General features: G+C 57.5%; 12 protein-coding genes. 6 read left to right on the forward strand and 6 right to left on the reverse strand.

The features are described 5' to 3' along the window. Window positions 1-38 precede the first annotated feature (38 nt). Complete coding sequence (cobO, locus tag DL88_RS08040; protein ID WP_034994507.1) at window positions 39-680, reverse strand: cob(I)yrinic acid a,c-diamide adenosyltransferase; 642 nt, start codon at window positions 678-680, stop codon at window positions 39-41. A gap of 159 nt (window positions 681-839) precedes the next feature. On the opposite strand from cobO, the gene DL88_RS08045 reads away from it, so the two are divergent. The 3 genes from DL88_RS08045 (at window position 840) to DL88_RS08055 (ending at window position 3,204) form a co-directional block, all read left to right on the forward strand. After that, on the forward strand, window positions 840-1,082 hold the full coding sequence (locus DL88_RS08045; RefSeq protein WP_034994510.1) for an antitoxin VbhA family protein: 243 nt from the start codon (window positions 840-842) through the stop codon (window positions 1,080-1,082). Window positions 1,083-1,374: 292 nt separating this feature from the next. Next, entirely contained in the window at window positions 1,375-2,286 is a 912-nt protein-coding gene (locus DL88_RS19320) for a Fic/DOC family protein (protein ID WP_051955740.1), read from the forward strand. 228 nt (window positions 2,287-2,514) lie between these two features. Beyond that, entirely contained in the window at window positions 2,515-3,204 is a 690-nt protein-coding gene (locus tag DL88_RS08055; protein WP_034994511.1) for a class I SAM-dependent methyltransferase, read from the forward strand. Window positions 3,205-3,315: 111 nt separating this feature from the next. On the opposite strand, the gene DL88_RS08060 is transcribed toward DL88_RS08055, so the two are convergent. Then, a complete protein-coding gene (locus DL88_RS08060) occupies window positions 3,316-3,942 on the reverse strand; it encodes a TetR/AcrR family transcriptional regulator (protein ID WP_084705056.1) in 627 nt (208 codons plus the stop codon). A gap of 452 nt (window positions 3,943-4,394) precedes the next feature. Here DL88_RS08060 and DL88_RS08065 point away from each other — a divergent pair, with 452 nt between their 5' ends. The 3 genes from DL88_RS08065 (at window position 4,395) to DL88_RS08075 (ending at window position 9,826) form a co-directional block, all read left to right on the forward strand. After that, entirely contained in the window at window positions 4,395-5,516 is a 1,122-nt protein-coding gene (locus DL88_RS08065; protein WP_034994514.1) for a thiolase family protein, read from the forward strand. After that, window positions 5,516-7,804, forward strand: coding sequence for a 3-hydroxyacyl-CoA dehydrogenase/enoyl-CoA hydratase family protein (locus tag DL88_RS08070; protein ID WP_034994516.1), 2,289 nt, complete (start codon window positions 5,516-5,518; stop codon window positions 7,802-7,804). Before DL88_RS08065 ends, DL88_RS08070 begins: the two co-directional genes overlap by 1 nt. 384 nt (window positions 7,805-8,188) lie before the next feature. Further along, the gene (locus DL88_RS08075; protein WP_034994518.1) at window positions 8,189-9,826 is read left to right on the forward strand and encodes a long-chain-fatty-acid--CoA ligase; all 1,638 of its coding nucleotides are present in this window, start codon (window positions 8,189-8,191) and stop codon (window positions 9,824-9,826) included. A 254-nt stretch (window positions 9,827-10,080) separates the two neighbouring features. Here DL88_RS08075 and accC read toward each other — a convergent pair whose 3' ends face one another. The 4 genes from accC to DL88_RS08095 form a co-directional block, all read right to left on the reverse strand. Beyond that, entirely contained in the window at window positions 10,081-11,484 is a 1,404-nt protein-coding gene (gene accC / locus DL88_RS08080) for an acetyl-CoA carboxylase biotin carboxylase subunit (protein ID WP_051955741.1), read from the reverse strand. A gap of 902 nt (window positions 11,485-12,386) precedes the next feature. Further along, window positions 12,387-13,472, reverse strand: coding sequence for an HlyD family secretion protein (locus DL88_RS08085; RefSeq protein ID WP_034994520.1), 1,086 nt, complete (start codon window positions 13,470-13,472; stop codon window positions 12,387-12,389). Beyond that, window positions 13,472-14,197: an ABC transporter ATP-binding protein gene (locus DL88_RS08090; RefSeq protein ID WP_034994521.1), complete on the reverse strand. Its 726-nt coding sequence runs from the start codon at window positions 14,195-14,197 to the stop codon at window positions 13,472-13,474. The genes DL88_RS08085 and DL88_RS08090 overlap by 1 nt, the downstream gene beginning before the upstream one ends. Beyond that, window positions 14,194-15,402 carry an ABC transporter permease gene (locus tag DL88_RS08095; protein WP_051955742.1) on the reverse strand — a complete coding sequence of 403 codons (1,209 nt, stop codon included), beginning with the start codon at window positions 15,400-15,402 and terminating at the stop codon, window positions 14,194-14,196. Before DL88_RS08095 ends, DL88_RS08090 begins: the two co-directional genes overlap by 4 nt. Between the last annotated feature and the right edge of the window lie 251 nt (window positions 15,403-15,653).

The raw sequence follows: 15,653 nt of genomic DNA on the forward strand, positions 1-15,653 counted from the left end.
TGACAACAATGGCTTAACGGGCAAGTGTGAAAATCCGCTCAAAATTCAATCCCCGCCTGAGCGCGCACGCCGGCAGCGAAAGGATGTTTGACGAGGCTCATTTCCGTCACCAGATCGGCGGCGGCGAGGAGTTCGGGCTTGGCGTTACGGCCGGTCACCACGACATGCAGATCGCTCCGCCGCGCAGCGAAGGCGGCGAGCACCTCGTCGAGCGGGAGATAATCATAGCGCAGGGCAATATTCAGCTCGTCAAGGACGATGAGCCGCACCTCCGGCCGGGCCATGAGTTCACAGGCTTTTGCCCAGGCCGCGCGAGCCGTCGCCCGATCGCGCTCACGATCCTGCGTCTCCCAGGTGAACCCCTCGCCCATCGTGTGCCAGGAAACCAGATCTGTGAAACGTTCGAGCGCGCGGCGCTCACCCGTATCCCAGGCACCTTTGATGAATTGCACGACGCCGACCGGCCAGCCGTGCCCTAAAGCCCGCAGGAGCAGCCCGAAAGCCGCTGTCGATTTCCCCTTGCCGGGGCCGGTGTGGACGATGAGCAGCGCCTTTTCGAGAATCGTCTTGCCCGCGACCTCGGCGTCCTGCACCGCCTTGCGCTTGATCATTTTGGCGCGATGGCGTTCCTCATCCCCATTTGGGCCTTCGGGCGCGGCCGCGCCGTCCTTTTCCTGCATGGGATTTCCCCATAATCCTCAAGCTATTACCGAAATCGTTCAGAAAAAATGCAATCTCTTAAGCGGATATTCAGAAGATGGCGGCAAAAATGCATAGGCTGAGGTGAAGAGATTTGCCGACGCCCGCCCAGGCTGACCGAATTGGAGGTTAAGACGCGCATGCAGCACAATCCCGCCGCCGTGGCAACAGCCCCCTCCGGCGAGACCACGTATCGTGATCACGAAGAGATTTTGAACTACGAAGAAATCTTCATGCGTGCTGCACAGGTGCGTGTCGGCGAAACCGAGGTGCTTCTGGCCGGACAGGAACGTGACCCCGCGAGCCATGCCCTTTTCGAGGCCTATATCAGCGGTGAAATCAGCGCCCGGGAAATGATCGACCGTTTTCTGGCCCTGCCCTGAAGCGGCCCTGCCTCCAAAGCAGAACGCCATCGGCCCGCGCGCTCTGGGTCGTCAACCGTCCTGCTTTAAGGTTTTAGGCCACGGCCTGCCACGGCGATCTATTCGGCGCGGATCACAAGAATTCCCCGCAATTTGACGCGCCCCTGAATTAGATTTATCGCAACCTCTGTCCACTCTCGGGGCTGAATATTTCGGCTCTCGGCGGTGGATAGGCGCAAGCCCAGCCTGTTAGAATCCGTTCGGACCGTTCCGAAACGGTCTAGCCCCGGCGTAAAGCCGCCGCAGCGGGAAAGTGGCGACGAAAGCCTCCTGCCAGGCCTTGGGATCACTCACCAAAGATACCGGTCTCATGCCCAATTACACGCTTGCCGACAGCGATACGCTCAAGAACAAACTCGGCCTGACGGCACGCAATGCGCTGGCACGGCAGGAAACCCTCCATGTCGCCGCGCGGGCAATCGAGCTCGCGGCCGGGCTTGGACCTCAAGGCAATTTCGACAGCGCCCATCTCAAGGCCATTCACAAATATCTCTATCAGGATGTCTATGAATGGGCCGGGCACACGCGCGACGAAAAGGTGACACTCTCCGACGGCACCATCGCCAGCGAATCCAGCATGGAGACGCCCGGCGGCCGCGACTACATGACCGGCCGCTTCATTCCTCTGGCACTCGCCCAGATGGCGGAAAATCTCGCCGGAATCGAAAGCTGGCGCGCGCTTTCCCATGTGGAATTTGCAGGCAAAGCGGCGGCGATCATGGCCGATCTGTGTACGCTGCATCCATTTCGCGCGGGCAATGAAGCGACCCTGCGTCAATTCATGATCGCCTTCGCCAAAGCCTGCGGGCGCACATTCGATTTCTCCGTGGTCTCACGCGAGGGAATGAAACAGGCCGAGATCTCGGCCTACGAACTCGATGATTTCACCGTCATGCGGCGCCTGTTCCTCGAGATCAGCGATCCGGCACGTGTCGAACTCCTCCGCCAGGCCATTACGCTTCTTGAAAGCGAAGGCTTCGAGTGGAACGATTATTATCTCATCACCGCCGATCCGGGCGTTCCGACTTTAGTGACTATGGATCGCGTCGTCGGCGATCTTTTCTTCTGCAAATTGCCACTCGAAATGGTCGTCGGCAGGACTGCTGATCTGCCTGACCCTCATCCACCAGCGGGAACGGAATTCGCCTACGTCCCCAGCGCGTGAAGCTGGACGACGGAGCCGGCCTGCCACTGGCGTTCGTTATATAAATTGAATAGACATAGAATTTTCAATGTTCTTTGATAGATGAAACAGCGGAGTGCACCATAGCTGGCCAAAGGCCGCAGCCCGAGGCTTCATCGTACCGATCTCGAACCTGTGCCCTGCGTTTCCGCAAGGGCTTTCTCCTTCGCGCAGGAGAGAGATGCATCAAAGGACATTCGAGGAATTCCCATGGAAATAGCAGCGGACGTCCACGCCGGACAATCCATTTATACACAATGGACGCTCAATTGGGCCTACGATCTGTTCGTCCTCACCTATTCCAACCGTTTCGCCTGGCGCTGCTCATCCCGCCATCTTCTGGACAATTACAATCGGAATATAACAGCAAACCATCTCGATGTTGGCGTCGGCACCGGCTATTATCTCGCCAATTGCCGTTACCCATCGCATCATCCACGGCTGGCTTTGATGGATATCAATGAGTACAGCCTGGAACGCGCCGGCAGGCGCACGCGGCATCTTGCCCCGGAAATCTATCGCCGCAACGTGCTACGGCCCATTCCCTTTGAAGGCGCAAACTTCGATTCCATCGGAATGACCTATCTCCTGCATTGCCTGCCTGGCTCCATGGCCGAAAAATCCATCGTCTTCGATCATGTAAGGCCCTTGATGAATCCCGGCGCCGTCCTGTTCGGCGCAAGCATCGTGCAGGGCGATGTGCCCATCACCAGACGGGGGCAGCAGCTCCTGGATCTCTATAATGCCAAAGGGATCTTCTCGAATAGAGAGGATAGTGTCGCCACCTTGAAGGACGCGCTGCAGCAGCGTTTCGCCGAGAGCGAGGTCGAAGTACGCGGCTGCGTGGCGCTATTTCGCGCTCGCAACCGCTGCCTCTCTGCCGTTTCCCGTCGGCGTTAATGGGGCGTTGGCTTACGCCGAACACTATCAATCGCGACAAGTCGCAATTCATACGCCTGAATATAAAAGGCCCTGATCCCGACCTGATCGCTGATCAGGCGTGTGACGCAATCAGCGATCATGTCGAAAGATTGCGACGATCTGGCGAGCAATCTGGGCGGGTGTTAGTCCGCCTTCATGATACCAACCGCCGATATTGTTCAAAAGCGTCAACAACAACAGGCGATAGATTCCGCGATCAAGCCCGGAAGCCAGCGGCAATTCGTCAACCAATTCGACAAAGATCCGTTCGAAAGCATCGCGCTTCACAACCAGAGATGCGCGCACATCGACAGGCATCGACTGGAAATCATTGATCATGGGCATGGTCAGCGAATCCGGATCGAGCTTGATTTCCAGCATCGTGACGCATGCTGCTTCCAACCGGTCCCAGGGATCCTTCTTCTCAGCAATGGCGTCCCGGATACGATCCTCCGCCAATTGCAGCGCCATATCGTGGATGCAAACGAAGAGTGATTCCTTCGACTTGATGTAGTGATAGAGCGAACCGCCAAGCAGGCCGACTTTCTCGCCAATGTCCCTCACCGAGGTTCCGGCATAGCCTTTCTCGGCGAAAAGCGCCGCCGCCACCTCGAGGATTTCGCGGTGCCGCTCGTTGACAATATTCTGGAACAGATCGTCCTCGAAGGCGCTGGGGCGCGCCGGCCTGGCCCGCGACGAAGTCTTGTTCACCACCATTGCGCATTCTCCACCGCATTGCCCTGGAGCATTTTCCAAGTGGAGCAGTTCGGAAACATCCGAACATGCTCCAGCTCGGCAATATCTCGACCGTGTCTTGCCTTAGCGCACGATGGACAATCGAGGCGGGAGCAATCGGGACGCACGGTTCTAGCGCGAACCTGTCCGTTCTGGAAATAGTCCTCTGCATTTCGTCGGTATCCAGACGCGCGGTTTTTCAGCCATCGGCCGCTTGTTTGTGTAACAATCGTTTGGTACTAAATTAAACAACAGAGAGGCCGGCATTGCCAATGACGATGCCGGAAACGGCCGCCCGATAGAGGGTGCGAGAAAAGCCTCCGCCGCGTGCCCGGGCAGTGGCTTCCGCTACTTCCTTTCTGCTCGCCTGCAATGCCTCATTCCACCGACAAGGTGGATGTCCGAAGAAACAGACCCTCTGAGGAAACCCGGGAATGGCTGAAGCCTATATCGTCGATTATCTGCGCACACCCTTTGCGCCCGCGAACAGGGGCGCGCTCGCCGGAATCCGCCCCGATGATCTTGCCGCCAGCGTGATCGCCGCGCTCGCCGCACGGATGGACTTTGCCATCGAAGAGATCGAGGATGTGAACCTCGGCTGCGCCTTCCCCGAGGGAGAGCAGGGTCTCAATATCGCCCGGTGCGCGGCGCTGACCGCCGGTCTCCCGCAGTCGATTGGCGGTGTCACCGTCAACCGCTGGTGCGGTTCCTCAATGCAAGCCATTCAAATGGCCGCCGGTGCGATCTCCATGGGCGCCGGCGAGGCCTTTATCGCCGGTGGCGTCGAATCCATGTCCCGCGTGCCGATGATGGGATTCAACCCGCTTCCCAATCCATCCTGGCCGGAAGGCCGGCGGCTCACCTTCGTCAATATGGGCCTGACGGCGGAAAATCTCGCCGAACGCTATGGCATTTCCCGCGAAGAACAGGATGATTATTCCCTCGCCAGTCAGAAGAAATCGCTGGCGGCCCGGGCCGACGGCCGGCTCGCGGCGGAAATCGCCCCCGTTGGCGCGATTGTGGAGGACGGTTGCCCACGGGAAACCGACACGACCAAGCTGGCAGGACTGAAAACCGTCTTCAAGGCCGAGGGCTCCGTGACCGCCGGGAATTCTTCGCCTCTGACCGATGGAGCATCTGCAACCCTCGTCTGTTCCGAAGATTTCATCAAACGGCGTGGGCTGAAACCGCTCGCTCGCGTGGTCAGCTTTGCAATTTCCGGCTGCGAACCCGAAATTATGGGCATCGGCCCGGTTGAAGCAAGCCGCAAGGCGTTGAAGCGAGCTGGTATCACCGCCACCGACCTCGATGTCATCGAGATGAACGAAGCCTTCGCCGTTCAGGTGCTCGCCTGCTGCCGTGAACTCGACATCGATCCGGCACGTCTCAACCGCGATGGTGGCGCGATCGCGCTTGGCCATCCGCTCGGCGCGACTGGCGCCCGCCTGGCCGGCAAGGCAGCGAGCCTGCTCAAGCGCGATCAGGGCCGCTACGGTCTCGCGACCCAATGTATCGGCGGCGGTCAGGGGATCGCCCTCGTCCTGGAGGCCGCGTGATGACGGCGATCACCAGAGCCGCCGTCATCGGCGCGGGCGTCATGGGCTCCGGCATTGCAGCCCATCTTGCCAACGCGGGCGTGAGCGTCGTCTTGCTCGACAGGGACAAAGCCTTGGCGGATGCTGGCGTCGCCCGCCAGCTCAAGGCTGGTGGTTTCATGAATCCGGCTTTCACAGAAACGATCAAGACCGGCTCGGTCAATGACGATCTCGCCTTGATCACCGATGCCGACTGGATCATCGAGGCGGTGGCGGAAAAACCCGAGATCAAACAGACCCTTTACCGCGCAATCGACAGAGAGCGCAAGGAAGGCTCGATCGTCTCGTCGAACACCTCGACCATTCCCCTGTCCGTCCTCACACAAGGCCTGCCGGAACGCTTCACCAGCGATTTCCTCATCACCCATTTCTTCAACCCACCGCGCATCATGCGCCTTCTCGAACTCGTTGCCGGTGAGACGACAAAACCGCAGATCGTCCGCACTCTTCAGGATTTCGCCGACCGGTCACTCGGCAAGAGCGTCGTCCTTTGCAAGGATACGCCGGGTTTCATCGGCAATCGGATCGGCAATTACTGGATGGTCGTCGCGCAGAACGAGGCGATCAGTCTCGATCTCGACGTGGAAGAGGCCGATGCCGTCATCGGCCAGCCGTTCGGCATTCCTTCCACCGGCATCTTCGGCCTGCTGGATCTCGTCGGCATCGACCTCATGCCGACCGTCTTGCGCAGTCTGCAAAATGCCGTTCCCGAGGATGATGCGATCAGGGACTGTGATCCCGAACCGGCGCTGATCGCGCGCATGATCGCCGAGAACAGGCTCGGACGGAAAAGCGGCGGCGGTTTCACGCGCCTCTCGGCCGATAAAAAGAGCCGCGACATGACCGATCTCACGACGGGCGATTACCGGCCGCAGAAAAAGGTCACGTCCACGAGCCTGGAGGCAGCAAAAGGCGATCCACGCGCCTTGATGGAACATCCAGGTCCCGGCGGGCTCTATGCTGCGGCGGTGATGGAAAGGACGCTCGCCTATGCCGCTTCGCTGGTGCCGGATATAGCCGATACGCCCGAAGCCGTCGATGAAGCCATGCGCACCGGCTATGGCTGGAAGGAAGGACCTTTCGAACTCATCGACCGTCTCGGAGCGGGCTGGCTTGCCAAACGGCTCTCGATCAGAGGCGTCGATGTTCCAGCCTATCTCAAGCTCGCATCGGAAAAAGGCGGATTCTATTCAACCGCCAAGGGCCGGAGGACGCATCTTTTGCCGGATGGTTCCGTCGAGCCAGTGCAGCGCGGCGAAGGCATCGTGATTCTCGCCGATCTGCGGCTCGCCGCAAAGCCGGTGGAAAGCTCGGAGATCGCCACGCTCTTCGACCTTGGAGATGGCGTCGCCTGCCTCGAATTCCGCACGAAAATGAACACCTTCAACACCGCCCTGCTTGAGACGATCGGCAAAACCCTCGAGCATTGCCGCGCCAATTTCGGCGCCCTGGTGATCGGCGGCGATGCCGCTAACTTCAGTGCCGGCGCGGATCTGAGAGTGTTTCTCGATACGGTCGAAAAAGGCGGCGCCAAAGCCATGGGCGCCTTTCTCGACCTGGGTCATGCGATCTTTCAAGCGGTCAAATATGCCTCTTTCCCGGTCGTCGGCGCGCCCTCGGGACTGGCGCTTGGAGGCGGTTGCGAGCTCTTGCTCCATTGCGATGCCATTCAGGCACATGCCGAACTGTCCATCGGCCTGGTCGAAACCCGCATCGGCGTGATCCCTGGCTGGGGCGGCTGCAAGGAAATGATGCTGCGCTTTTCCTCCACTCTGCGCGGGCCGGTGGCGCCGGCAATCGCCGCCTTCAATCTGATCGCGCCCGCCAGAATATCATCCAGCGCCATGGAGGCCCGCACTCTCGGTTTCCTCAAGCCTTCGGACAGCATCACCATGAACCGCAACCGCCTGCTTGCCGACGCCAAGCAAAAGGCGCTCTCGCTGGCAAAGGATTATAAACCGCCGGAGCCGCCATTGATCCCGATGGCTGGGCCTTCGGGCGCGGCCAGCCTTCACAACATGCTGGAAAGCGAAGCGATCGCCGGCCGTGCGACAGCCCACGACCGCGTGATCGGTGGGGCGCTCATCGAGATCCTGTCCGGTGGCCCTTCCGCCGATCCCTTGAAGCCGCGAACGGAAGAAGAAGTCATCGCACTCGAACGCGAAGCCTTCCTCGATCTCCTGTTTACCAAGGCCACAATCGAACGCGTCAAACACATGCTTGAAACCGGCAAGCCTCTGCGTAACTGAATGCGCTTACGCACATGCTTAAAACAAGCAATTTCCGCATTCATCAGACAATTCGAAACAGGTCATTGCAGAGGATCACATCTGCAATCCATCGAGTCCACACCTCACTACTATGAGTGCGTGAACTCATCCGCTTATAGTAAGTCTCTATGACAACGACTCATCGAGACTCGATCATTGAAACGTGCCCCCCGCAACGGCGGGTTGGCGGTTTCCCGCCGGATTTCTTTGATCCCACCAGGCCGGAATCAAAGAGACGTGGCATTCGAGCGTTTCGGATATATCAGGAAACGCTCCAATTAGAAAAATAAAGTATTTTCAGAGCAATGGAATCGCCAAGCGATTCAACTTTATGGAAAAATACTCCAGGGGGAGGAGAACAACATGCTCGGCACGATGATGAACGTCCCGTTGCTCGTCTCGTCAATTCTGCGTCACGCCGCGACCTTTCATGGTAGCACGGAGATCGTTTCACGCACGGTCGAGGGATCAATCCATCGATACACTTATGCGGATGCCTGGATACGCAGCCAAAAGCTGGCCAATGCCTTGCAACGGCTCGACCTGCAATTTGGCGATCGCGTCGGCACGCTCGCCTGGAATGGCTATCGCCACCTCGAACTCTATTACGGCGTTTCCGGCTCGGGTCTCATCTGCCATACAATCAATCCTCGCCTCTTCCGTGAACAGATCGGCTATATCATCGAACATGCCGGTGACAGAATCATCTTCTCAGATCTTACCTTTCTGCCGCTTCTGGAATCGCTTGCGGACCGCCTGTCCTCAATGAAAGCGATCGTCATCCTGACCGACGAAGCTCATATGCCCAAATCCGAAATCCTGCCCAACCTCGTCTGCTATGAAACCCTGATCGCCGACGAGCCCGACCTGTTCGATTGGCCGGTCTTCGACGAGAATAGAGCCTCGGGACTCTGCTATACATCCGGAACCACAGGTGATCCAAAGGGCGTGCTCTACAGCCACCGGTCCAGCGTGCTGCATTCCATGGCAATCAGCCTGCCGGACGTGTTGAATCTTTCCGCCTCCGATACCATCGCGCCCGTCGTTCCAATGTTTCATGTCAATGCCTGGAGCCTGCCTTTCGCCGCGCCGATGGTCGGCGCCAAACTCGTGATGCCCGGCCCCAACCTCGACGGTGCTAGTCTGCATTCCCTGTTCGAAAGCGAGGGCGTCACCTTCACAGCCGGCGTACCGACGGTCTGGCTCGGACTGCTCGACTGGATGGAGGCCCATCACCAGACCTTTTCGACCTTGAAGCGGATGGCAATCGGCGGTTCGGCCCCTCCCCCGGTCATGATCAACCGCCTCGAAACCATGGGTGTGACAGTGCGTCATGCCTGGGGCATGACGGAAACGAGCCCCATTGGCCTTACGGCAACGCTGATGCCCAAACATGCCGATCTCTCAGCGGATGCGAAACTGACCTTGCAGGCCAAACAGGGCCGTCCGCTCTTCGGAATCGAACTTCGCGTCGACAGCCCGGAAGGCAGGCCAGTGAGCCGCGATGGCAAAAGCTTCGGCGCAATGATGGTCAGGGGCCCCTGGGTTGCCTCGGGCTATTTCCAAAGCCCGAAAAGTCCCGCGCATGAAACCGATGGCTGGTTCAACACCGGCGACGTCGTGACCATTGATGCTGATGGTTTCGTCCAGATCATCGACCGTACCAAAGATGTCGTGAAGTCGGGTGGTGAATGGATCAGTTCGATCGAACTTGAAAACATTGCTCACGCCCATCCAGCCATTCAGGAAGCCGCTGTCGTCGCAAAACCGGATGAACGCTGGGGAGAGCGCCCCGTCCTGTTCGTGCAACTCAAGCCGGGCGCGCGTTTCTCACGCGCCGATATGATCGACCATTATACCGATAGGGTCGCGAAATGGAGCATTCCGGATGACGTCATCATCGTCAATGAGCTACCGCATACGGCGACCGGCAAGCTGCTGAAAACGGCCATGCGCGAGATCGCCCTGAAACAACTGGCGAGCCACGGCGTCGCGGAGTGACATAGGCCCTGTGCTTGGGGTCGGCAGATAATCCTTACAAGACACATATCGTCTGATCGGAGGGTTCCCCCCATTCCCCTGAAAGCGTTTCAAACGGGCGACGCGATCGGAAGACCAATGCCGATCAAAGCGGCTCGGTATGACTCAAAAATTCAGGCCGAAAACCGTTGGTTTTCGGCCTGATACATGACGGGAACGATGAGTCGTTTGACAATTCTTCCAAACGACTCATCTTGGAGACCATATGATCATCATCAGGATGGCGTCGGTTCCTTGCTCTCGCTCAGCGCCGGCGCTGTCACGAGGGCGACCTCCTCCGCCATAGCAGCGAGGAAGGATTCCAGCCAATGAATGGAATAGATCCCGCTTTTGATATCGTCATTATTCACCAGGGTCCGAAACAGCGGAATCGTGGTCTTGATCCCGTCGACGATAAATTCATCGAGCGCGCGCCGCAGACGCATCAGGGCTTCCTTGCGATTGGGCCCGTAAACGATCAGCTTGCCGATCAATGAATCATAGACCGGCGGGATTTTATATCCCGAATAAGCGGCACTATCGACACGGATGCCAAGTCCGCCCGGCGTATGATAACGCTCGATCCTGCCAGGTGACGGAATGAATGTACTCGGATCCTCGGCATTGATACGGCATTCAATTGCATGACCGCGAACGATGACTTGATCCTGTTTGATCGAGAGAGGATGCCCGGCTGCGACCTTGATCTGTTCATTGACGAGATCGCACCCGGTGATCATCTCCGTTACCGGATGCTCGACCTGGATGCGCGTATTCATCTCGATGAAATAGAACCGGCCATCCTTATAGAGAAATTCGATTGTGCCGACGCCCAAATAATGCAGCTTGCGCATCGCATTCGCGCAGATCTCGGAGATTTCGTCGCGCTGATCCTGATCAAGGACAGGAGAAGGACCTTCCTCCCACACTTTCTGATGGCGCCGCTGGATCGAGCAATCGCGTTCACCAAGATGGATCGCATTGCCTAGCCCGTCGCCCAAAACCTGGATTTCGATATGGCGTGGATTATCGAGATACTTTTCGAGATAGACGGAGCCATCGCCGAAAGCCGCTTGCGCTTCCCGCGAGGCAGTCGCCACCGCATCGGCGAAATCTTCACGCGTATGGGCGACCTTCATGCCGCGTCCGCCGCCTCCGGCCGCCGCCTTCACGAGCACCGGAAAACCAATCTCTTCCGCGATCCGCATGGCTTCAGCGGGGTCGCTGAGAGCGCCCTTGGAACCCGGCACACAAGGAATACCAAGCTCGATCGCCGTCCGTTTCGCGGCAATCTTGTCACCCATGATACGGATATGCTCAGCCTTTGGCCCGATGAAGGCAATCTTATGCGCCGCAAGAATGTCCGCAAAATGCGCATTCTCGGAAAGAAAACCATAACCTGGATGAACCGCATCGGCCCCGGTTATCTCGCAGGCGGCGATGATCGCCGGGATATTCAGATAGGATTCACGGGCGGGCGCCGGACCAAGACATACAGATTCGTCGGCAAGCTTGACATGCATGGCTTCCGCATCGGCCGTCGAATGCACCGCGACAGTCGCGATACCAAGTTCCCGCGCCGCACGCAGAACCCGCAGCGCAATTTCGCCGCGATTGGCGATCAAAATCTTGTTGAACATGAAAAACCCCTTCACCCCTGCACCAGGCAACGCGGCGATCGTCAACGTCCCCTCAAGTCTCGCCAGCCGCGTTACAGGTCCTGCATTTCAAAAAAGCGATAGAACAAACAGGAACCAAGAAAACACACATTTTGAAAAGACTATTGCCAAGATAGTTCATTCGATACCGAAACTCATTGATCCCGACGATCAAGGTCAATGAGGTCAGGCGAGAACACCGGACCCGCGGACGTGAGCCATTTCAGGATAGATGATATTCCTCGTAATCCGCAGAGGCTACGCCACGAAAATGGGGACACCAACAAACCTACAATTGTAAATCAAAGTTTCGACAACTTCCAAACTTAAAATAGCACAAATTATTTGTGTCGACATCCATAAACATCAAACAGAAGCATCGTGTACAAGATGCTCACGATTATCCAACTTCGGGATCCTTCGAGCATCAAACAGCTATATTCAATCAGACCAGCGCGATCAGGCACACGATCGTCTTTTTTTTTGCGAGCGCTCTCAATTCCAACCCGACGGCGGCCAGACGTTCCCTGCCCCTAACAGGATTCCCGCCCTCACCGACATCACATCCTTATTATAAGCATTCAAAAATATTATTATTTAATCAAATATCTCATTCCAGAACATCCAAAGGCATGCAGGCATGCTTCATCCTTCGGCCTGGCGAACCGTTGGGCACCCAATAACTGTAAACGAATGCCGCAAGACGATTACCGCCCGCAGTGACACTGCATGCCGCCAAGCCGCAATACTAAATACAGACCAAGCCCCGAAAAAGGACCGTCACGACAGCCAGAATCCCAACGGAGAGCATCACATCTTCAAATGAAACAATTCATGATGCTCTTGTTTTTGAGTGGAGCGTTTCTGGATATATCCAAAACGCTTTACGGGACAGCGCCATGTGTCGGACGCGCTTGCGCGAAACTGGGACCGCCAAGGAAAAACACATCCACACGCAGACCAATCGGCAAAATGACGCCGGCATCAAGATCGATCAATACCTGAAGGACTTTATTGTCGAGACGGTCACCCGAACGTCCGGTGACGATCTGTTTGCCACCCATGCGTGAAGAGACGCGATAGACAGTGCCGCCGAATTTCTTATTGGGGAAGGCATCAGCCGTGATTTCGACGCGCTGTCCGACCCGAGCCTGACTCACATCTGTTTCATCGACCTCTGCCCGCACACGCAGGCCACGTATATTGCCGATGATCGCGATCGGCGTCGGCGGCAGGTTGGTGACGGGTTCACCGGCGATCCGTATCCGTCGCAGGACCGTTCCCGCAACCGGAGAGCGGACAATGGTCTTGTCGAGAAGCGCCTGGGCCAGATCGACATCGGCCTGAGCAAGCTGGACCTGCGCTTTCGCCGCCGCAATATCCTCCGGGCGTGTCCCGGTTTCAAGCAGAGCCAGTCTTTCCTTCATCATGACACGGTGGGCTTCGCCCGCGTTCAGATTCGAGGTCGCGAGATCGAGCGCTGCTTGTGTCGAGACACCTGTCTTCGCAAGCGGAAGCCGGCGCTGATATTCATTGCGGGCGAGTTGAAGATTGGCCTCCGCTTCCGTCAGAGCGGCACGCGCTTCCTTGATTTCCTCGCTACGAGGACCGTTGATGGCACGTTCCAGTTCAGCCTGCCGTAAGGCCAGTTGCGCCTTTGCAGAGTTCACGCGGGCAATCTGTTCCGCATTTTCGATGACGGCAATGATCTGGTTTTCACGAACCTCATCATTTTCGTCGACACGCATTTCCTTGATGACGCCGATCACCTGCGAACCGACCTCGCGTTCTTCGCTGACCGGTTCGACGAGGCCGGGCGCCGCCGCCAGAGGCTTGCGCGGCATATTATCATTCGCCAGTTGATCCTGAGCGATGCTTTGGTGCATCGATCCAAACAGAATTGTCGCTCCCAAGCCGCCAATACAGACGAGGCTGGCGAGCAGCGCGATCTTGCGCCAAGAGGTTTTCATCACGCGTCTCCCATCGTTAGGCTGGCCGGTTCATGAGTCACGATTTCATGTTTGCCGATGCGTCCGTCCTCGATGTGCACGACCCGGTCTGCGAAATGGAAGATGCGCGGATCATGGGTCACGATGACGACGGCTCGATGCTGGTGGTGCGCCAGCATTCTGAAAAATTCGATGGCCTTGAGGCCGGTTTCGGAATCGAGAGAGGCCGTCGGTTCATCGGCCATCAGGATCGGCGGATCGGCGGCAAGCGCCCGCGCAATGGCGACGCGCTGTTTTTGCCCGATACTCAATTGCGCCGGATAATTATCGAGCCGATGACCAAGTCCTACGAGCGCCAGAAGTTCACGCGCGCGCTCGTGGGCAATACTGCGCTTAACACCGAGAAGATCAAGCGCGACCATGACATTTTCCGTGGCCGTGAGAACCGGAAAAAGATTATGCGACTGAAATACGAAGCCGAAATGCTGCAGCCGCAGCGCCGCGAGCTTTTCAATATTAAGCTGATGGACGGCCTGACCATGGAGACGGACAGTGCCTTCTGTCGGCTGGAGCAGGCAGCCGATGATATTGAGCAGAGTGGTCTTGCCGCTTCCGGACGGTCCCATGAGCATCAGCACCTCGCCGGCACGGACCTCAAGTGAGATGTCATGCAGCACGGTGGACCGATTGGCTCCGGAACCGAAGGAATGCGTGATGCCGGACGCGGCGACGACGGGCTGGTTCATCGGAACACCTTTACCGGGTCAATCGACATGACCTTTTTCAGCGACACCAGGGAGGCGCAAATACACATGAGAATAGTGACGATACCGATGCTTGAAGCCAGCCAGAACGGCACTTGCGGCGGCGAGCTGCTGTCACGAGAGATATAGGCAAGCACAAGCACGATTGTAATACCGACCACGCCGCCGATCACACCGCCGATGATCGCCTGTTTGATGACGATCTTGTAAAGATAGGAACTTGGCCCACCCATCGCGCGGACGACGGCATATTCCGGCAGGCGGTCGAGTGTGCTTGCATAAAGGGTCTGCGCCACGATCACGACGCCAACCATGAGCGCAAGCAGGGAAGAACTCACGAGCGTAATGCCGGCACCCGTGGTGAACAGCCAGTACCATCGACTTTTGAAGGAGAATTCATCGGTATTGAGGACATCGACATCCGGCATACGCCGCTTCAGTTCCCTCGCGACTTCCTCTTTCGAAAAGCCATCCTTGACCCTGATTAGCACATAAGTGATGTCATTTTCACTTCGATTGGTGAAATGGCGCGCGTTTTTCAGCGTCGTAAAAACATAGGGGGCCTGGGTGAAGGTCCGGATTCCATTGGTGAAGCCGACGACGCGGGCGCGGTGATCATTGATCTCGACCGTCTGGCCGAGCGAATGCACGCCGAGTTTATCGGCATAGAGACGATCGATAATGACGCCATTCGGCACCGACAAGGCATCATGAATGTCGACATCGGGAACCATGTCGGGCACCAGTCCCATTTCGGCGAAAGGCTCCACCCCGATATTGAGAACGAGTTCGCGAACGCCATTGTTGCGTTTCCACGAACCGAATTGCAGGAGCATGGATTCAGCGGCGGCAACACCTGGAACGGAAAGCGCCTGAAAACGCCGCCTCTCCTCGATGGGTGTAGCCAAATCAACGCTGCGCACGCCCTGCACCGCGATCCAGAGATCGGCATTGGCATGATCGACGATCGTCGACGTCGTATGCATGAAATTCAGCAACATGCCGAGCTGAATGCCCATCAGCACCGTCGAAAAGGCAATACCGACGAGCGTGACGGCAAATCTTACGCGGTCATGAACAAGATTGCGCCACGCGATGAGCAGCGTCAAACCGGACTGGCCATGCGCCGCCGTCGTCGGGCGCCGGACACCTTCCGTCAATTGGCCCAGGCTGTTCACCGAAGACATGCGCGCGCCTCCGCGAGGTTGATCCTGTTTTCGCCGACGATCCGCCTCGCCACTTGCACGTCCGGGATCATACGGTTCCTTCCAATCGCGACAAAACCATTCTTCCGCCTTGGCCCCCTGCGTCTACCGACGCATCGGAGAATGATTTGATGAGCCGCCAGGCCATCATCGTTTTTCTTATGGACCTTTGGCCTTACATCCGGATGATGCCAGGCCACCGCGCTCATCACTCGCATGGCGATGCCTCCCTT

The sequence above is a fragment of the Beijerinckia mobilis genome, assembly GCF_000745425.1.
GTDB classification, from domain to species: domain Bacteria; phylum Pseudomonadota; class Alphaproteobacteria; order Rhizobiales; family Beijerinckiaceae; genus Beijerinckia; species Beijerinckia mobilis.